Origin of the sequence: Pseudarthrobacter sp. BIM B-2242 (assembly GCF_014764445.1) — a bacterium.
GTDB lineage: Bacteria > Actinomycetota > Actinomycetes > Actinomycetales > Micrococcaceae > Arthrobacter > Arthrobacter luteus_A.
The window spans coordinates 3,414,258-3,433,219 of record NZ_CP061721.1; the positions used below are offsets into that span (position 1 = coordinate 3,414,258).

Genomic DNA, 18,962 nt, shown 5'->3' on the forward strand with positions numbered 1-18,962 from the left:
TATGACTTGTATTACAAGAGGTTATTTGATGCCCGTGGTGGCGATGCCCTTGATCAGGAACCGCTGGCCAAAGAGGAACACGAGGAACACCGGCAGCAGCGAGACGATGGACATCGCGAACAGCGATCCCCAGCTGGTGGCGGACTGCGCATCCACAAAGGCGCGAAGAGCTACGGGGACTGTGAACATGTCCGGATCGGTCAGGTAGATAAGGGCGCCGAAGAAATCGTTCCAGGTCCAGATGAAGGTGAAGATGGTGGTGGTGGCGAGGGCCGGCACCATCAGCGGCAGGATCACCCGCAGGAAGATGCGCGGGTGGCCGGCGCCGTCGATCCGCGCGGCCTCATCGAGGTCCTTCGGGATGCCGCGGATGAACTGGACCATCAGGAAGACAAAGAATGCGTCCGTTGCCAGGAGCTTGGGCACGATGAGCGGCCAGAACGTGTTCACCCAGCCGATCTGCGAAAACAGAATGTACTGCGGCACAATCACCACGTGGAACGGCAGCATGATGGTCAGCAGCATGATGCCGAAGAAGAGCTTCTTGCCACTGAACTGCAGCCGGGCAAACGCGTAGGCGGCCATCGAGCATGAGATGAGGTTGCCCAGGATGGAGCCGATCACCACGATGGCCGAGTTGAGCATGTAGTGCCCGAACGGATGCGTCAGCGCGGACCAGCCGTCCGTGTAGTTGCTCATTTCCAGGGTGCTTAGCCAGAGTCCGGGATCCTTGAAAATCAGGTCATTGGGCCGCAGGGAGGACACCACCATCCACAGCAGCGGGTAGATCATCAAGCCGCCGGCCAGGATCAGGATGGCGTGCTTGATCAGCGCCTTGGTGCGGGCCGAGCGGCTGAACGCGAGGGTTCCGCGGGATTCGCGGGCCTTCTTGGGCTTGCGGTGGTTCGTTGGCGTACCGGCGCCGGCATTGTTCTTATCCGGGGCGGGCAGCGTCTCAAGTTTAGTCGTCATAGAAAACCCAATACTTTGCAGCGATGAAGTTGATGGCGGTGAATACACCGATGATGACCAACAGGAACCAGGCCATGGCCGAGGCGTAGCCCATGTCGAACTGGCCGAAGCCCTTCTGGTACAGGTACAGCGTGAAGAACATCGTGGAGTCCGACGGCCCGCCGTTGCCGCCCGAGACGATGAACGCCTGGGTGAAGGACTGGAACGATCCGATGATCTGCAGCACAAGGTTGAAGAAGATGATGGGGCTGAGCATCGGCAGCGTGATCTTCCAGAACTGCTGAAGCGTGGTGGCGCCGTCAACCTTGGCGGCTTCGTAGTACATCACCGGGATCTGCCGGAGGCCGGCCAGGAAGATGATCATGGGGGCGCCGAAGGTCCACACGTGGAGCAGGACAATGGAGCCCAGCGCCGTGCTCGGGTCGGAGATCCAGCCCGGGCCCTGGATGCCAACAAGGGCCAGCGCCTGGTTGACCAGGCCGGTGGTGCCGAAGATCTGCTTCCACAGGATAGCCACCGCCACCGAACCGCCCAGCAGGGACGGCAGGTAGAAGACCGAGCGGTAGAACGGCAGGCCGCGCAGGCCCTTGTCCAGCACCAGCGCGATCAGCAGGGCCACTGCGAGCTGCAGCGGCACACCAACAAAGACGTACGTGAACGTCACGCCCAGCGAGTTGTGCAGCCGGGCGTCGGTGAACATCCGGATGAAGTTGTCCAGGCCGGTCCATTCCGGCGGCTGCAGGAGGTTGTAGTCCGTAAAGGACAGGTACAGCGACATCAGCATCGGTCCGATGGTGATGGCCACCAGGCCTACCAGCCATGGCAGCAGGAAGATGTACGCGGCCTTGTTGTCCCGGCCGTTAGCCTTCTTCTCCTCAGCCGTCATCGGCCCCTTGCGGCGCTTGAGCGTTGAGAGTTCACCAATGGCGCTCATACTGGCGCCCTGCTGTCGCCCCGCCGGGCTGCTGCAGCCAGCACGCCTTCCGGGGACGGTCCCGCCGGGCGCAGAGCCCCGGGTTTCTGGTTAGCGGCCATATGGTCTCCTTTGGTCATCGTGGCCCTCCACGTGGTGTTGATCGCTCCGGCAGGGTGAATCCGCCGGTTCGGGTGAGTGCGCAGTCCGGGTAGACCCGCAGATCGGATGACCGCAACCGGGTCATCAACCCATGCGATCCGTTGCCATACCGCTTCCGATGGCGGATTCTGTCCGTATCCGGCTAAGAGGCGCCGGCCCGGATCCTGCCACCGTCCCGCGGTCTGCGGGAAAGCGGTTCCCTACCAAAGTAAACGGTTTCTTGACTGCTGTACAGGCTTTTGCTAATTTTTGAGAAAGCGTTTTCCGAAACGGGTCCGCTGACTCAGCCACCGGCTTTGTCTGCCTCTAACAGTGACGTTTCTGCGCCAGAAGTCTGTAATGGGAATGACACCGGGAGTAAACGTACGACGACGTCACCTCCTCCCAGCCCCGTTCACCACTAGCCCCAAGGATCCTGATGATTCAGCAATCGGCCAAGCAGGCCGCCCGCCACACCGTCGGGCCCGGGGCTTCTGCCCCTACAGCGCCTCCGCGCATCGCTTTGGTAGGCGTGCACGGCTTTGGCGAGAGGCACCGGGCCAACCTGACTGGGCTCCAGGCGGCCGGCGTCGTCGAGCTCGTGGCAGTGGCCGATCCCTACCCCCCGCAGGACGGCACTCTCCCCGGTTCTGTGGCGGTCTTCAACACACTGGACCAGCTTCTGGCCGCCGGCGCAGCCCCTGACGTGGTCATTCTTGCCACGCCTATCCAGACGCACGCACCGCTTGCGCTGGCCGCGCTCACGGCCGGGTCCGACATCTACGTGGAAAAGCCCCCGGTGGCGTCCATGGCACAGTTCCAGGACCTGCTGGCCGCGGCGGATGCGTCGGGACAGCTGGTCCAAGTGGGGTTCCAGAGCCTGGGATCGCACGCCCTCCCCGCGATCCGCAGGGCCATCGACTCTGGCGGGATTGGCGACGTCCTGGGGCTGAGCGCCCAGGGCAGGTGGGTGCGGACCAGGGGGTACTTCACGCGTTCGCGCTGGGCCGGCAAACGCAGCCTGGACGGCACCGATGTGGTGGACGGCGTGGCCACCAACGCGCTGGCACATGCGGTAGCCACCGGACTCCACATGGCAGGCGCACACACCACCGCAGATGTGGCTTCCGTGGAGACCGACCTCTACCGTGCCCACACCACCCAGAGCGATGACACCTCGGTAATCCGCGTCCGCACCACCGCCGGCCGGACACTGCTGTGCGCCCTCACGCTCTGCGCCCCGGAACAGCAGAATCCCTCGGTGACGGTCCACGGCACGCTGGGCGACATCACGTTTTTCTACACCGAAGACGAGGTGGTCACCACCACCCGCGACGGCGAGCGCCGTGAAACCTTCGGCCGGACCGATCTGCTGGAGAACCTGCTCGCCGCGCGGCAGACCGGGACTCCGCTGCTGTGTTCCCTGGCGGATACCGGCGCGTTCACGTCGGTACTCGAAGCCATCCGGACGTCCCCGGAGCCCCAGGAAATCGGCGCCGATCATGTCACCTGGGAGGGCGACGGTGACGACGCGCACCCTGTCGTCCACAATCTTCCCGAGGTGATGGACCGCGCGGCCAAGGCACAGGCCACCTTCGCGGAACTGGGCGTTCCGTGGGCACGCAGCCTTCCGGCGTCCCGAAGCTTCGTCTTGGACGGTCATCCTGTGGCCGCCTTCCAGGACGGCAGCCGCATCCGCTCCGTTTCCTCTCCGCGGCCCTACCTTCATCCCGTCCGCACACTGGCCGGGACCGTCGTCACGGATCACCAGCCGCTCGACCACGTGTGGCACCTCGGTGTCGGCGTGGCCCTGCAGGATGTGGACGGCGTCAACTTTTGGGGCGGCCGCACTTATACCCGCGCGGCGGGCGAATACGTCTGGCGCCCGGATCACGGCAGCATCGTCCGGTTGGGTGAACCGCTCGAGCGGGACGGTTCCCTGGCGGAAAAACTGTCCTGGAACGGTCCCGACGGCGCTCCCATCCTGACAGAACAGCGCATCTGGACGTGGGCCGCCGTCGCGCCTTCCGTTTGGCGGCTCACGCTGGACTTCGCGCTCTCCCCCGCCGGCCGCCATCCCGTCAGCCTGGGCAGCCCGGGCTCCAACGGCCGCGCCCAAGGCGGATACGGCGGGTTCTTCTGGCGCCTCCCCGAATGCTCCGGAGCCACCGTGTGGGCGCCAGATGCAGCCGGGAATACCCTGACCGGCGAGTCAGCCGTGCACGGGACCGTGACGCCGTGGCTTGCCTGGTCCGGCGCTTTTGCCGGCAGCGCCGCCACTTTGGTGTTCGTCGCCGCTGAGGGCTCCCATGACCCGTGGTTTGTGCGCGTGGACGGCTACCCGGGCGTGGGGCAGTCGCTCGCTTGGGATGCGCCGGTAATTGCCGAGCCCGGCACACCGGTCCGGCGGAGCGTCACCGTGTTTATCGCCGACGGATTTTTGGGCACCGACGACATCGAGACCTTGATATCAAAACTTTGACCAGACCACAGGGGACCCCATCATGAGCCAGACAACCACCGTCGTCACGCCGCCGTCCCTGCTGAATGCAGCCGCAGACCCCGCGGACCAGTTCCGCCGCACGGCACCCGCCTCGGCGAAGGACCGTGCCATCAAGCGGCGCAGGGTCCTGGACATCCTGGATGCCAAGGGGCAGGACTCGCTGCTGCTGACAACACACACGGCACTGACCTGGTATCTCGACGGCAGCCGCGTGCACATCAGCCTGGCCGGCGATCCCATCGCCGCGCTGCTCGTGGACCGGGAGGGCGACCACCTCGTGACGTTCAACAACGAGGCCGGCAGGGTCGCGGCCGAGGAGCTTCCTGCCGGAGTCTCACTCCACGCGGTGCCCTGGTACGGGAATCTGCACGAGGCTGCTGCCGCCGTCGGGCGTTCTTCGGGCGCTGCGGCAGTGCCACTCGCTGAGGCCGCGGTGGCAACCGAGCTGAGGGCCGCCCGTCAGCAGCTGCTGCCGGGCGAGAGCGCACGCTACGCAAACCTGAGCGCGGAACTCGCGGGCATCATGACCGATGTCCTGTCCGACGCACGGCCGGACACCACGGAATTCGAGCTGGTGTCCGCGCTGGCCGCCCGAGTGGTGGCGGCGGGTGCTGAGCCGCTGGTGCTGCTGTGCAACGGCAGCTCCCGCAGCGAGTTCCGCCACCCGCTGGCTACACACTCGCCTTTGGGCCGCCGTGCCATGGCCGTGATGTGCGCCCGCCGGGACGGCCTGGTTGCCAACATCACCCGCTGGGTAAGGTTCGACGCCGGCACTCCTGACGAGCTCGACGCCGAGGCCCGCATCGCTGCGGTGGAGGCGGACATCTTTGATGCGACCGTTCCCGGCGCCCGGCTGGATGCGATTTTCGGCGAGATTCAGGCAGCCTACGTCCGGCACGGTTTCGGCGCAGATCAGTGGGAGCAGCACCACCAGGGCGGCCCCGCAGGATATGCGGGGCGGGACCCGCGCGTCACCGCCGCGGTCACCGACACCGTGGTCATGGGCCAGCCGTTTACGTGGAACCCCTCGGGACCGGGAGTGAAGATCGAGGACACCGTGCAGCTCATGGAGTCGGGCCTCAAAGTCCTGACCGTGGATGACCGCTGGCCGACTACGACGGTCAACGGCCTGCAGCGGCCGGTCACTCTCCAGCTGTAGCCCCCTGCTACCACCCGCCCCCGCCCGCCCCTGGAACGCTCTCTCACTTAACGTGGGTTTTCCGGCGACTGCGGCCGTATGGTTTTCTGAGACAGCTTGATGGGAGCTTTGCTTCAGATGACCACGCCCAGAAGAAAATACGATGCCGCTTTCCGTGAGGAAGCAGTGCGGCTGGTTTTGTCCACAAACCGTTCGGTGAAGCAGGTCGCTGAGGAAATCGGGGTGAAGGAGAGCACGCTGGGGAACTGGCTTCACCGGCATCGGGAACGCCAACCAAACGCCACTGTTCCTCCTGAGGACCGGGGCCCGGTGGCGTGGGATGAGCATCAGAAGGCCTTGGCCGAAAATGAGCGTTTGAGGGCCGAGGTCGAGTTCCTGGGAAAAGTCAGCGCCTTCTTTGCCGCGAAGCAAAAGTAGAGGACTTCTACGAGTTCATCGAAGCGGAGAAGGCCAACCATTCCGTGGTGTGGCTGTGCCGGGCGTTGAAGGTTTCCCGAGCCTCTTTCTACCGGTGGCGGAACCCCGCTGGGCCTTCACCGCGCGCCGTGCGGCATGAGGACCTGACCAGTGCGGTAGCCGGCCTATATGAGAAGGAAGGGGGCCGTGCCGGGCGGGACCAACTGACGCTCTTGCTGAACGCGGCCGGGACCAAGGTCTCGGCCCCGACCGTCGGGGCCATCATGCGCCAGAACGGCCTGCGGGCCATCCGCACCCAGGCCTGGAAACGGACCACGGTCCAGGACCCCCAGGCCAAGACCGCCCACATCGAGAACCACATGCTCGATGACCAGGGCAAACGCGATTCACCTCCGCCGTGCCAGGGACCCGGCTGGTCGGCGACATCACCTACCTGCGCACCGGTGAGGGCTGGCTGTATCTGGCCACCGTCATCGACCTGTTTTCCGGAATGGTCATCGGCTGGGCCATGGCCGAACACATGCGCGCCAGCCTGTGTACCGCGGCCCTGAAGATGGCCCGGAACCACGGCCGCTTCGCCGAGGATTCTGTGGTCTTCCACTCCGACCGCGGCACCCAGTACACCTCCGAGGAATTCCAGACATGGTGCGGCGCCCACGGGCTCACCCAGTCGATGGGCAAAGTCGGGGTGTGCTGGGACAACGCAGTCGCGGAGAACTTCTTCTCCCACCTTAAAACCGAGTTCTACCACCACCACCGCTTCGGCTCCCGGCTCGCTGCCCGGACCGCCGTGATGGACTACATCGAGGGCTGGTACAACCGCCGCCGGCCCAACCGCAGAGCCGGCGGCATCCCACCAGCCACCGCCCACACAAACCACCAAACCAGCGCCCAGACAACCCTGGCCGCCTAACCAACAACAACGACGACCTGTCTCAAGAACTTGACGACCGCAGACGCTCTCTCACTTGATGTGGGTTTTCCGGCGATCCTCTCTCACTTAATGTGGGTTTTCCGGCGATCCTCTCTCACTTCCTGGACCTCGGAACGCGTGGCCTGTCTTCATCAAGAAGCGAACACGAACAAAACCCGAACGCAAATAACGCTCCCGCAGTCTGTGACTGCGGGAGCGTTTGGCTCAAAGCAACATTAAGTGAGAGATCGTTTGGATTTAATGCACATTAAGTGAGAGAGGGTTGCGGGGAGTCGCGGAAGCGGAAACCCAGCCCCGGCTGGTCCGCCAGCGCCACCCGGCTGTTGCTGAAGCGGACCGGTGACGGTCCCGCCAGGATGCCCAGCTGCTCGAAGGACGCATCCTCCACGTCTTCCACCAGGGTGGCTTCGGCCAGTGTGAGGGCGAGCTGCCCGGACAGTTCGGGCAGCAGGTGCGGCATGACCCGGATGCTGTTGGTCCGGGCCAGCTCCACGATCCGCCGGAACGGTGTGATGCCGCCCACCCGGATGATGTTGGGCTGGATGATGTCCACCGCCTCCGCCTCGATGAAATCGCGGAAGCGGTAGATGGTGTGCAGGTTTTCGCCGAGTGCAATAGGTACAGGTGAGTGCTTCCGCAGCCTGCGGTAGGCCCAGAGGTCGTCCGCACGGAGGGGTTCTTCGAGCCATTCCAGCCCGTACTCCGCCAGCACGTCCAATGCTTTGAAGGTGGCGGGCAGGTCCCAGCGCTGGTTGGCGTCGATCATCAGCTTCCGGTCCGGGCCGAGCACGGAACGGACGGCCGCAACGCGCTCGGCATCCTCGCGGATGTCCGGCTTGCCCACTTTGATCTTGACGGCACGGTGCCCGGCGGCCACCCAGCGTTCGGTCTGTGCCACCAGTTCCTCAAGCGTGTAGTGCAGGTTCACGCCGGAGCCGTACACCTCGGCGGACTCCTGCCGCTGGCCCAGCAGACCCGTGACCGAGGTGGCGGCCCTACGGGCCTGGAGGTCCCAGAGGGCGAGGTCGATGCCGGCCATCGCGATGGTGGTCAGTCCCCCGCCGCCTGCCTCATGCAGCCGCTTCCACAGCGCGTCCCACACCGTCTCCGGATGTGCGGGAAGCCCCGTCACAAAAGGTGCGATGTCGTAGTCGAGGAGGGCCTTGACGGCCTGCGGCCCAATGGTGGGCGTCCACGAAAAACCGTGCCCTGCGCCGCCGTCGTCCGTCTGGATTTCCGTAACGATCACATGGTTTTCCGGCGCGTCAGTTCCCCAGCTGCGGCGCAGGGGGACGGTCAGGAGCCGGGTGGACAGCCCCGTAATCACCGGGGCAGTCCGGACGGAAGCCATTGCGGGCGCACTCATCAGCGGCCAGCCAGCTCGTAGCCCCTGGCCAGGATGGACTTCAGCTGGACCAGCTGGTCTTCAGTGGGGTCAACCAGCGGCGGACGGACGGGGCCCACAGGCAGCCCGCCCAGGCGAAGCCCGGCCTTGATCAGGGAGACGCCGAAGCCTGGCGTCTGGTCGCGGAGCCGCACCAGCGGAGCGTAGAACTCCTCCAGCAGCGCGTTGCGGCGGTCCTCGTCACCGGCCACGTAGGCGTCGTAGTACGCCTTGGCGATCTCCGGGGCCATGGCGAACGCAGCTGACGAATAGAGCGGGATGCCCAGGCCGCGGTAGGCACCCTGCGTCAGTTCGGCGGTCAGCAGGCCGTTGAAGAACGCGAAGTCCTCGCGTCCCGTGGCGCGCACGGCGGACACAATTTCCTGGGCGAGGCCCACGTCGCCGAGCCCGTCCTTGAAGCCCGCCACTTTCGGGTTGGCCGCCAGCCTGGCGACGGAGGCGGCCGTGAACTTGGCGTTTCCGCGGTGGTACACGATCACCGGGAGGCTGCTGGCGTCCGCCACTGCTTCGATGTAGGCCACCAGGCCATCGGTGGGGCCGGTGACCAGGTACGGCGGCAGGACCAGGAGTGCGTCGGCGCCGGCCTCCTCCGCCACCCGGGCGGCAGCAAGCGCGTGGCCCAGCGGCCCGCCGGCCCCGGCAACCACTGGCACCTTCCCGGCCACAACCTCGACGGCGGCCGTTACCACGGTGCGCACCTCATCGATGCTGAGGGCGTGGAATTCTCCGGTGCCGCAGGCGGGGAACACACCGCCCGGGCCGTACGGCAGCCGGGAGCTGATGTGCTCCTTGAGAAGGTCAACATCCACGGCGCCTTCGGGCGTGAACGGGGTGACAGGGAAGAACAGGACGCCGTCGAATTTCATGGTGTCTCCTTGGACCCGGCTCCGGCTGTGACCAGTGAAGCGGACGTCTCGTCATTGAGGTGGGTGTTTGTTTTGAGTTCGGTCCGCCAGCTGCGTTTGGGCTCCCAGCCCAGCAGCTCAAAGGCCTTGGTGATGGCGAAAGCGGGGCTGGTGCCGGTCAGTCCGGCGGCGAGCGCTTCGCTTCCCGGCAGGAAGCGGGGCATCAGCTCCGCCAGCGGTGCGGTGGCCAGGGCGTCAGCGGCCCCAACGAAGAAGGTTTCGCCGTTGGGGATGGAATCCATCTTCTGCAGGAGGATGTCCAGGAAATCTGCGACGTCACGGGCGTCCACATAGTTGAACAGCGCGGGCGCGGACAGGGCCGGGTCGGCAAGGCGTTCGGCAAGGGTATGGCCCTGCTGGGTGGGGGCGCCGTCCCATTCCTCGGGCGAGATGACGTAGCAGGGGCGGAAAGCGGCGTACCGGATCTTCGTACCCTGTGCTGCGGCGAACATCTGCACGGTCTGCTCGGCGATGAGCTTGGACAGGGCGTAGGCGTTCCACGGTTTGGGCGCGGTGCGCTCATCCAGCGGGAAGCTGTCCGGCAACCAGCCGGCCGGCGATCCATAGCCCAGCACTGTGGGGCTGCTGGCCGTGACGATCTTGCCGATCCCCAGTTCCGTGGCCGCACTGATCACGGCATAGGCGAGACGCGTGTTCTTGGCGAAAATGACGTCCTCGGGCGCGCTGAACGGCACGGCGATTGCGGCAAGGTGGATGACGGCGTCGGGCGCGGTCTTCCGGAGGAGGCGCAGCGCCTCCCCTGGCGCCAGCAGGTCGCCGGTCTCCTGTATGACGCCGGCGGGCAGCTGGTCGGCCGGGATCGAGTCGCGGTCCACCGAGATGACCTGATGGCCCGCTTCGGCGAGGCCGGCCACTACGCTGCGGCCGAGACGGCCGGAGCCGCCGGTGACAAAGATTTTGCTCATGGTGGTTCCTTAGTAGGTCAGGATTGCGCGGGTCAGGCCGCGGCGGTCAGCGAGTCAGAGCGGGGGCTAGGCGCCGCGGCGGAGGTCGGCGCCGAGGTCCAGGTCCTCGATGCGGACCGGGAGGGATGATTCCAGGGAGCGGTTGCCGGCAATGCCCACGGAGACAGAACGGAGTCCGTCGAGGTAGCCGGACGGGCGGCCCAGCGGGTCCTCGCCGGGACCGTTGAACAGGTCCGAGAGGAGCAGCGCGTCGCCGCCGCCGTGGCCGCCCTCGCCGTTGACGATGGGCACCTCATAGGCTGCTTCCCAGTGGCGCTGGACCACCAGGCGTTCGCCGATGCGGCGGACGGCGTCCTCCTCCTCGATGGGTGTGGCGCTCGGGTCCACCACCAGCTTCTTATCGGTGCTGCTGACCACCGCGGCGCGTTCCACCACCTCCAGTTCAGCCCGGCCTTCGGTTCCGTTGACGGCCACGCGGTAGCCTTCCCACGGGCTGTGGGCATTCAGGGAGTAGCTCAGCCGCGGTCCGCCCTGGTATTCGACCACGAGGGCAAGGTTGTCCTCGATGGTGATGCCGCCGGTGAAGACGTCCTGGTCGCGGCGGTACCCGTCATAGTGTTCGTTGTCCAGGAAAAGTGCCTTGAGCCGCTCATCGTCACGGAGGTCCAGCACGAAGGGGTCCTTTTCGGCTGAGCTGTCCCGCGCACCCGGGCTTCCGGCGTCGGGCGTTCCGCGTTCCGGACGGGGACCAAGTCCGCGCTCGGCGGCATTCCTGTCGCCATAGAACTGCAGCCCGCCGGAGGCGAAGACCCGCTCGGGAACATCGTCAATCCACCAGTTGACCAGGTCGAAGTGGTGCGATGCCTTGTGGATCAGCAGGCCGCCGGAGTTCTTCTTTTCACGGTGCCAGCGGCGGAAGTAGTCTGCGCCGTGGACGGTGTCCAGGACCCAGCTGAAGTCGATGGATGTAACCTTGCCGATCACGCCGCTCTGGATAATCTCTTTGAGTGCGCTGTTGCGCGGCGAATACCTGTAGTTGAAGGTGACCACCACGTTGCGGCCGGTCTCTGCCACCGCTTTGGTGATGCGGCGGCAGCCGTCAGCGTCGATGGTCAACGGCTTTTCGACCACGACGTCGGCACCCGCCTCGAGTGCCTCCACGATGTAGTCCGCGTGGGTGTAGTCCGGCGTGGTCACCACGACGCGGTCGACGTTGTTCGCCTGGATGAACGCTGTGAGGTCCGCGGGATCGAAGGTAGCCACGGGAGCGGGCGCCCCCAGTTCCTGGATGAGTTTCTGGTAGTACTCCACGCGGCCGGGGTTGAGGTCGGAGAACGCAACGAGCTCCGCGGTGTCGGCGTGCTTCCCGTAAACGGCGCGGATGTACATCTCGGAGCGGCCGCCGGTGCCGATCAGCGCGAGGCGGGCTTTGGTGCGCGCGCCGGCTTCCAGGGCTGTTTCGGTCTGTGCGCTGCGGGCCGCGGTTCCGGCTGCGCTGCCGGTTCCTGCGCTGCCTGTTCCTGCGCTGGCTGCTGCGCCGGGCAACGGGACGGGACTGGAATCGGCGGCGGTGCTCGGTTCGGCGGTGTTGACCATGGGGGTCCCTTTCGAAAGCTCAATACGCGGCCGGGCATGGCCGTTCGTGGCTCTGGGGACTGCGTGTTCTGCAGTCGCTGTAGAGTTCGGTGAGAAAGCGTTTTCTCGGTTCGCTACATGATTTCTATCAATAGACGCGCAGTCCCGTCAACCCTTATTCTTTCTAGGAGAAAGCGTTTTCTACGATCGGCGCCGGAAACACGTCCTGAGCATCACCCGGAAACGCAGCTTCGGGTGGAAATCGGTTTCTGAGCGCGATATATGCTTCTCACAACAGTGACTTTGGAACACGGCTCAGGGCCGGGACTCACAGGCGAGCGCCCGCCGGGGCTGAATATACACCGCGACACGAAAGGCAGGACATGGTCAGGAGATCGGCAACAGGCAGGATCGGCATTGCGGATGTCGCCCTCAAGGCCGGGGTTTCGCATGCCACGGTTTCGCGCGTCATGAACGGCAACTTCACGGTGGACCCGGACATCGCGGCGCGCGTCCGGGCGGCCGCCGTCGAACTCAAATACCAGCCCAACCCCGTGGGACGCAGCCTCGCACTGGGCAAGACGGACACCATCGGCATAGTGGTGCCGGACCTGGCCAACCCCACGTTCCAGGCAATCCTGCGAGGCCTGAGCCGGGCCGCGGCGCAGGACGGCTACCGGGTCCTTATTGCCGATTCCTTCGAAGTCTCCAGCGAGGAAGCCATCCTGGCCGGCGAGGCGCGCCGGCGCTGCGACGGCCTGGTGCTGTGCGCCCCGCGCATGAGCGACGCCGAGCTCGAGGAAATCTCACCGTCCCTGCACCCGCTGGTCCTGATCAACCGCACCACGGCCGCGCCAGGAATTCCCAGCCTCGTGGTGGACTACGGGCAGGGCGTCCAGGCCCTCGCGGAGCACCTGGTGGGGCTCGGCCACACACGCCTCGCATTCCTCGCCGGCCCGGCAGGCAGCGCCTCCAACGGGCTCCGGCTCGAAGGGCTGGCAGCCTTCAAGGCCAGCCACCCGCACGTAAGCGTCACCATGCTCGACGGCGGCTCGGACTTCGACACCGGCCATGACGCCGTGGACGCCGTCCTGGCCAGCGGCGCCACCGGCATCCTGGCGTTCAACGACCTCGTGGCCATGGGCCTCATGAGCGGCCTGCACGAACGCGGAGTCAACGTTCCCGCCGACATCTCCGTCACCGGCTTCGACGACATCCCCTTCGCCCGCTACACCACACCCACCCTGACGACCGCCGCGGTTCCCATCGCCGATCTCGGCGCCCAGGCCTGGTACCAGATGCGATCGCTGATCCGTCAGGAAGGCCTCGAGATTCCCGGCAGCCGCTACCAGCCGCGCCTCGAAATCCGGGCCAGCAGCGGCCCTGCACCGGTGAACGCTGCCCAGGGAACCCCCGGCCCCACGAAACCAGCCAAGGATCCCGCTCCCGCGAGATGACACTCTGCCGGAGCGTGTTCCGCCAACGCGGCTGCCGACTGGCGTCCCGACGCCGGGTCAAGACTTCGGCGCGTGCCTGACCCCGGCTTCCCGGTAGTAGCCCTCGATGTGGTCAGCGACGAGCTTGGCCGCGAGGCCGCCGTCGCCGTTCCGGATGGCGGCCAGAATGCCGCGGTGCTCAGCCTGGAGGCGCTGCGCCGTGGCGTCCCACTCCGGGAGGTTGGCCGTCAGCGTGGCGGCATAGCCTTGGATGGACTCGCGCAGGGACCCCATCATGGCACTGACCACGGCGTTGCCGGCAGCGTCGGCCAGACAAAGATGAAACCGGACATCCAGCGCGAGGAAGGCATCCGCCTCCCGGCTGCCGTGTCCGACGGCGTCCATTTCGTCCAGGAGCGTCGCCGCCTGTTCCAGCTGGGGTGCGTCAGCCCTGGCCCGGGCGGCTGCCCAGGATTCCAGCAAGACGCGCGTCTCTACAATGTCCGCGACGGGCAGGTGCTGCGTGGCAACGTGGAGCCGCAGCGCCGAGCCGAGCGCCGCCGTCGGATCCGAAATGACCACGGTGCCGGCTTCCGGACCGGAACCGACCCCGGCCCGGACCACACCCATGGCCTCCAGGATCCGGATGGCCTCCCGCACCGAGGTCCGCGAGACGCCCAGCTTCTCAGCAAGGGTCCGCTCGGCAGGCAGCCGTCCGCCCACGCTCAGTTCCCCGTCGGAGAGCTGCTTTTCGATCCACGTCAGGACAAGTTGGTGCGTACGCATATCGCCATAGTAGTTGATGTGGTCGGACCACATGGCTTACAGTGTGGTTAGACCACAGCGCAACCCGCAGGGTCCGGCACGTCCGGCCCGCCAATGGAGGAAGCCATGACCCACACCATCCAGCCGAACAATCCCGAGACCACCCCGGCTCCGGATGCAACGGACATTCCAGCCACCGACACCGTCCCGCGCGCCACGCCGTCGTCGGTTGTGCCTGCGGCACTCAAGCGCCGGGTCCCCAAGTACTCGGACCTCGCCCCGCTCATGCAGTTCAAAAAGCCCGAGTTCAGCCGCACCGCGAAACTCAAGCGCGCAAGCACCATCTGGGAACTGCGCGATATGGCCAAGCGCCGCACCCCGCAGGCCCCGTTCGACTACACCGATGGTGCGGCCGAGGAAGAAATCACCCTGCGCCGCGCGCGCCAGGCGTTCCTGGACATCGAATTCCGGCCCGGTATCCTGCGGAACGTCTCGGAGATCGACCTGACCACCGACATCCTGGGCAAGCCCTCCCGGCTGCCCGTGGGCATCGCCCCCACCGGCTTCACCCGGATGATGCAGTCCGAGGGCGAATATGCCGGCTCGCAGGCTGCCGAAGCCGCCGGCATCCCCTATACCCTTTCCACTATGGGCACCGCCTCCATCGAGGACGTGGCCGCCGCCGCCCCGAACGGCCGCAACTGGTTCCAGCTCTACCTGTGGACGGACCGCGAGCGGTCCCTCGAACTGATCGAGCGCGCCGCCAAGGCCGGAAACGACACCCTGATGGTCACGGTGGACACCGCCGTCGCAGGCGCCCGCCTCCGCGACGTCCGCAACGGCATGACCATCCCGCCGGCACTGACCGTCAAAACCGTGCTGGACGCGTCCTACCGCCCGGCCTGGTGGTTCAACTTCCTCACGCACGAGCCGCTGACCTTCGCCTCGCTCTCCCGCTACACCGGCACCGTGGCTGACCTCATCAACTCCATGTTCGACCCCACGCTGACCTTCGAGGACCTGGACTGGCTGCGCGAAACCTGGAAGGGCAACCTGGTGGTCAAGGGCATCCAGACCGTGGAGGATGCCCGGAAGGTGGTGGACCACGGCGCCGACGGCATCGTGCTCTCCAACCACGGCGGCCGCCAGCTGGACCGCGCACCCATCCCGTTCCATCTGCTGCCGGAGGTTTCCGCTGCCCTGAAGGCGGACAACTCCGAGGCCGCCATCATCCTGGACACCGGCATCATGAGCGGCGCGGACATCGTGGCCGCGCTGGCCCTCGGTGCCGACTTCACCTTGATCGGCCGGGCGTACCTCTACGGCCTGATGGCCGGTGGCCGGGCGGGCGTGGACCGTGCCATCCAGATCCTGGAAAAGGACATGGCCCGCACCATGGCCCTGCTCGGCGTCAGCTCAATCTCCGAGCTCACCCCGGACCACGTCCGCCTGCTCAACAAGTAAGGCGCCCGCTCAACTAGGTAGCAGCACATGTCGTTTTGGGGCCCCAGAACGACATGTGCTGCTACCTACTTTGGGTTAAGTGGTTATTTCTTGCGGCCGAACTTGGGGAGGTTCGGGAGGTTGGCCAGCAGGTCCGCCGCCTTGGTGGCGGCGCGGCCCACGGTCCGGCCGATCTGCTGCGGCACGGTGTCGTCGCTGAGCGGGGTGGTGGTACCGCCGGGGATTACGACGGCGGGGCTCAGCTCTGCGTCTTCGCGTGCCAGAACGGCTGCCACGGCTGCGTCATCCGGCAGGTGAGGTGCCGCGGCGGGTTCACTCCCCGCTTCCGCGGCAGGAGCCTCAGGTGACGCTGCAGCGCTGGCTGTCCGGCCGACGTCGAACGTTTCCAGCCAGCTGATGACGCCTTCCAGCGGCTTGGGGTTGAGCGCGTAATAACGCTTCTGGCCCTGTGCGCGCATGCTGACCAGCTGCGCCTCGCGCAGGACTTTCAGGTGCTTGGAAATTGTGGGCTGGCTGGCGGAAAGTTCCTCCACCAATTCCCCCACTGCCTTGTCCCCTGCGCGAAGGGATACCAGGATGTCGCGCCGGGTTGCTTCCGCAATGACGGCAAATACGTCGTCTGTCACCATGCCTCCCACCCTAGCGACATATACGCCGCAGGGCATCAACTATTTCGCCCGCCGAACGTGCAGGGGAATTAGTCGAACCAGGGATCCAGGCCGTGGAAGGGGAATACGGCTTTACGTGTGGCCATGACGGACCGGTCAACGGCGTCGTTGGGGTCGAACCCGACCTCCCAGGACCGCCACCAAAGCTCCACGTCATCCCCCATCATGTCCGGGGCATCGCGGCCAAACTTCGCCAGCACATAGGCGCGCCAATCCTCTGGCACCTCAGTCCGCAACGGCACGGGACGTCCGGCGGCTATGGCTATCAGATGGCTCCAGGACCGCGGAACGACGTCGGTGACGCTATACCCGCCACCGCCCGTGGCAATCCAGCGGCCCTCGCAGTGCCGCGCGGCAAGATTCCCGACGGCGGTTGCGGCCTCACGCTGGCCGTCCACGCTGATGTTCAGGTGGGCCAGAGGGTCGCGGCGGTGCGAGTCGCAGCCGTGCTGGCTGACAATGACTTCGGGCTGGAACGCACCCACCAGTTGCGGCACCACGGCGTGGAAGGCACGCAGCCAGCCGGCGTCGCCCGTGCCCGAGGGAAGCGCCACATTGGCGGCGCTTCCCTCCGCCTGCGGACCGCCGGTCTCGTTGGCGAAGCCGGTCCCCGGGAACAGTGTGAGTCCGCTTTCATGCAGCGAGATGGTGAGCACGCGGGGGTCATCCCAGAAGATGCTTTCCGTTCCGTCCCCGTGGTGCGCGTCGACGTCGATATACACCACCCGGCGGATGCCGCCGTCGAGCAGCCTCTGGATTGCCAGCGCGGAGTCGTTGTAGATGCAGAAGCCGCTGGCGCGCTCCCGGGCGGCGTGGTGCAGGCCGCCGCCGAAGTTGACGGCGTGGAGGGCCGAGCCGTCAAGGATGGCGGACGCGGCCATCAGCGATCCGCCCGACAACCTCGCGGCAGCCTCGTGCATGCCGGCGAAGGCGGGATCATCGTCCGTGCCCAGGCCCCGGGCTTCATCAGGCGACAGCGGATCCGCACTCACGCGGCGGACCGCGGCCACAAACCCGGGCGAATGGACGGTCTCCAGTTCGGCGTCTGAAGCGACCTCAGGGGCGGCAACGGAAACGTGCTCCAGGTCGAACAGTCCCAGGCTCCGGGCCAGTCGCGCCGTCAGGTCCAGGCGGGCCGGGGCCATGGGATGGACCGGCCCAAAATCGTAGGCGGTCATGGCGGAATTCCACACCACCATCGTTGGTGGCGCGGGCTGACTGAGGCCTGGCAGGAATGTCATCACTGACAGGCTACCGGAGGTCGCCGCCGGCCCGGCCCGGCCATTACGCATGCATTAGTGGTTTACTACTGAAGGAAACAGTTTCTACCAAGGAAAAGCCACCTATGACGGATCGCCAGTCGAGGCCCCGAAACCCGGCCCCCTGGCACCCTGCCGCACCGGAACGCGAAGGCCTGTGGATGTTCGCGCGGCTGCGCGACTTCGTTGACGACATTGCCAACACCTCGCCCGCCCGGCTGGCCCTGACGGTGTTCGCAGCGGTCTGCCTGGTGTTCACATTCATCCTGTCGCTGCCCGTCTCATCCGCGACCGGTACGGCCACCCCGCTGCACCAGGCAATGTTTACCGCGGTATCGGCTGTGTGTGTCACCGGCCTGACGGTGGTTTCGACGGCGGTGCACTGGTCATTCTTCGGCCAACTCGTCATCCTTATTGGCATCTTCGTGGGCGGCTTGGGAACCCTGACGCTCGCCTCCCTGCTAGCCCTGATGGTGAGCAAGAGGCTTGGCGTCCGCGGCAAGCTCATTGCACAGGAAGCCATGAACAACGCCGGCCGCCTGGGCGAGGTGGGTACACTCCTGCGGATCGTCATCACCACCTCCGTGGTGATCGAAGGTGTGCTGGCCCTGGCACTGATCCCCCGCTTCATGACGCTGGGCGAGCCGTTCTGGCAGTCTGTGTGGCACGGCATCTTCTACGCAATCTCGTCCTTCAACAACGCCGGCTTCACCCCCCATTCAGACGGAATCGTGCCCTACGAGACAGATCTGTGGATCCTGGTCCCGCTGATGCTGGGCGTCTTCCTGGGCAGCCTGGGCTTCCCCGTGGTCATGGTCCTGCAGCAGAACGGCCTCAACTGGAAGAAATGGAACCTGCACACCAAGCTGACCATCCAGGTGTCCTTTATCCTCCTCTTCGCAGGCACCTTCCTCTGGGGGCTCATGGAGTGGGACAACATCCGGACCATCGGCCACATGGACCTCGGCGACAAAATCACCCATTCGCTGTTTGCCTCCGTCATGACCAGGTCCGGCGGCTTCAACCTCGTGGACCAGAACCACATGGAGTCCACCACCATGCTGCTGACGGACGCGCTGATGTTCGCGGGCGGCGGCTCGGCGTCCACAGCGGGCGGTATCAAGGTCACCACCATTGCGGTGATGTTCCTTGCCATCGTTGCTGAGGCCCGCGGCGACGCGGACGTCAAGGTCTACGGCCGGACCATCCCCCAGGGTGCCATGCGGGTGGCCATCTCGGTGATCGTGGCCGGGGCAACGCTCGTCTCCGTCTCGGCGTTCCTGCTCCTGCAGATCAGCGGCGCATCGCTGGACCGGGTGCTCTTCGAAACCATTTCCGCCTTCGCCACGGTGGGGCTGAGCACCAACCTCAGTGCCGAGCTGCCGCCGTCGGGCGTTTACGTCCTTACTGCCCTGATGTTCGCGGGCCGCGTGGGCACGGTAACCCTTGCCGCCGGCCTCGCCCTGCGCCAGCGCAGCCAGCTGTACCACTACCCGGAAGAGAGGCCCATCATTGGCTAA

14 protein-coding genes and 1 pseudogene are annotated in these 18,962 nt (G+C 65.9%); 6 read left to right on the top strand and 9 right to left on the bottom strand.

The window, feature by feature from the left end:
- Nucleotides 1–21 precede the first annotated feature (21 nt).
- Both IDT60_RS15770 and IDT60_RS15775 read right to left on the bottom strand, forming a co-directional pair.
- On the bottom strand, nucleotides 22–972 hold the full coding sequence (locus tag IDT60_RS15770) for a carbohydrate ABC transporter permease (protein WP_191079763.1): 951 nt from the start codon (nucleotides 970–972) through the stop codon (nucleotides 22–24).
- Entirely contained in the window at nucleotides 962–1,906 is a 945-nt protein-coding gene (locus tag IDT60_RS15775; RefSeq protein WP_191079764.1) for a carbohydrate ABC transporter permease, read from the bottom strand. The genes IDT60_RS15770 and IDT60_RS15775 overlap by 11 nt, the downstream gene beginning before the upstream one ends.
- Before the next feature lie 559 nt (nucleotides 1,907–2,465).
- Between IDT60_RS15775 and IDT60_RS15780 the strand changes: the two genes are divergently transcribed.
- From IDT60_RS15780 to IDT60_RS15790, 3 genes and pseudogenes are all read left to right on the top strand, one after another.
- Complete coding sequence (locus IDT60_RS15780; protein WP_191079765.1) at nucleotides 2,466–4,508, top strand: DUF6807 family protein; 2,043 nt, start codon at nucleotides 2,466–2,468, stop codon at nucleotides 4,506–4,508.
- Between the two features lie 22 nt (nucleotides 4,509–4,530).
- Nucleotides 4,531–5,688, top strand: coding sequence for a Xaa-Pro peptidase family protein (locus IDT60_RS15785; protein WP_223883751.1), 1,158 nt, complete (start codon nucleotides 4,531–4,533; stop codon nucleotides 5,686–5,688).
- 117 nt (nucleotides 5,689–5,805) lie between these two features.
- A pseudogene (locus IDT60_RS15790) lies at nucleotides 5,806–7,018 on the top strand (IS3 family transposase).
- A 268-nt stretch (nucleotides 7,019–7,286) separates the two neighbouring features.
- Here IDT60_RS15790 and IDT60_RS15795 read toward each other — a convergent pair.
- From IDT60_RS15795 to IDT60_RS15810, 4 genes are all read right to left on the bottom strand, one after another.
- Nucleotides 7,287–8,405 (bottom strand): mandelate racemase/muconate lactonizing enzyme family protein, encoded by a 1,119-nt coding sequence (locus IDT60_RS15795; protein WP_191079766.1) that lies wholly within the window; start codon nucleotides 8,403–8,405, stop codon nucleotides 7,287–7,289.
- A complete protein-coding gene (locus IDT60_RS15800) occupies nucleotides 8,405–9,310 on the bottom strand; it encodes a 5-dehydro-4-deoxyglucarate dehydratase (protein ID WP_191079767.1) in 906 nt (301 codons plus the stop codon). The genes IDT60_RS15795 and IDT60_RS15800 overlap by 1 nt, the downstream gene beginning before the upstream one ends.
- The gene (locus IDT60_RS15805; protein WP_191079768.1) at nucleotides 9,307–10,275 is read right to left on the bottom strand and encodes an NAD(P)-dependent oxidoreductase; all 969 of its coding nucleotides are present in this window, start codon (nucleotides 10,273–10,275) and stop codon (nucleotides 9,307–9,309) included. Before IDT60_RS15805 ends, IDT60_RS15800 begins: the two co-directional genes overlap by 4 nt.
- Before the next feature lie 66 nt (nucleotides 10,276–10,341).
- Nucleotides 10,342–11,871 carry a Gfo/Idh/MocA family protein gene (locus IDT60_RS15810; RefSeq protein WP_191079769.1) on the bottom strand — a complete coding sequence of 510 codons (1,530 nt, stop codon included), beginning with the start codon at nucleotides 11,869–11,871 and terminating at the stop codon, nucleotides 10,342–10,344.
- Between the two features lie 362 nt (nucleotides 11,872–12,233).
- Between IDT60_RS15810 and IDT60_RS15815 the strand changes: the two genes are divergently transcribed.
- Nucleotides 12,234–13,307, top strand: a complete 1,074-nt coding sequence (locus IDT60_RS15815; protein WP_191079770.1) for a LacI family DNA-binding transcriptional regulator — start codon at nucleotides 12,234–12,236, stop codon at nucleotides 13,305–13,307.
- 57 nt (nucleotides 13,308–13,364) lie between these two features.
- Here the strand turns inward: IDT60_RS15815 and IDT60_RS15820 are convergent, their stop codons facing one another.
- Entirely contained in the window at nucleotides 13,365–14,105 is a 741-nt protein-coding gene (locus IDT60_RS15820) for a FadR/GntR family transcriptional regulator (RefSeq protein ID WP_223883752.1), read from the bottom strand.
- A 72-nt stretch (nucleotides 14,106–14,177) separates the two neighbouring features.
- Between IDT60_RS15820 and IDT60_RS15825 the strand changes: the two genes are divergently transcribed.
- On the top strand, nucleotides 14,178–15,515 hold the full coding sequence (locus IDT60_RS15825) for an alpha-hydroxy acid oxidase (protein WP_305072122.1): 1,338 nt from the start codon (nucleotides 14,178–14,180) through the stop codon (nucleotides 15,513–15,515).
- Nucleotides 15,516–15,598: 83 nt separating this feature from the next.
- Here IDT60_RS15825 and IDT60_RS15830 read toward each other — a convergent pair whose 3' ends face one another.
- Both IDT60_RS15830 and IDT60_RS15835 read right to left on the bottom strand, forming a co-directional pair.
- Nucleotides 15,599–16,144 (bottom strand): helix-turn-helix transcriptional regulator, encoded by a 546-nt coding sequence (locus tag IDT60_RS15830; RefSeq protein ID WP_164205196.1) that lies wholly within the window; start codon nucleotides 16,142–16,144, stop codon nucleotides 15,599–15,601.
- 68 nt (nucleotides 16,145–16,212) lie between these two features.
- Nucleotides 16,213–17,424 (bottom strand): acetoin utilization protein AcuC, encoded by a 1,212-nt coding sequence (locus IDT60_RS15835; protein ID WP_191079771.1) that lies wholly within the window; start codon nucleotides 17,422–17,424, stop codon nucleotides 16,213–16,215.
- Nucleotides 17,425–17,528: 104 nt separating this feature from the next.
- On the opposite strand from IDT60_RS15835, the gene IDT60_RS15840 reads away from it, so the two are divergent.
- Nucleotides 17,529–18,962 carry a TrkH family potassium uptake protein gene (locus tag IDT60_RS15840; RefSeq protein ID WP_164205194.1) on the top strand — a complete coding sequence of 478 codons (1,434 nt, stop codon included), beginning with the start codon at nucleotides 17,529–17,531 and terminating at the stop codon, nucleotides 18,960–18,962.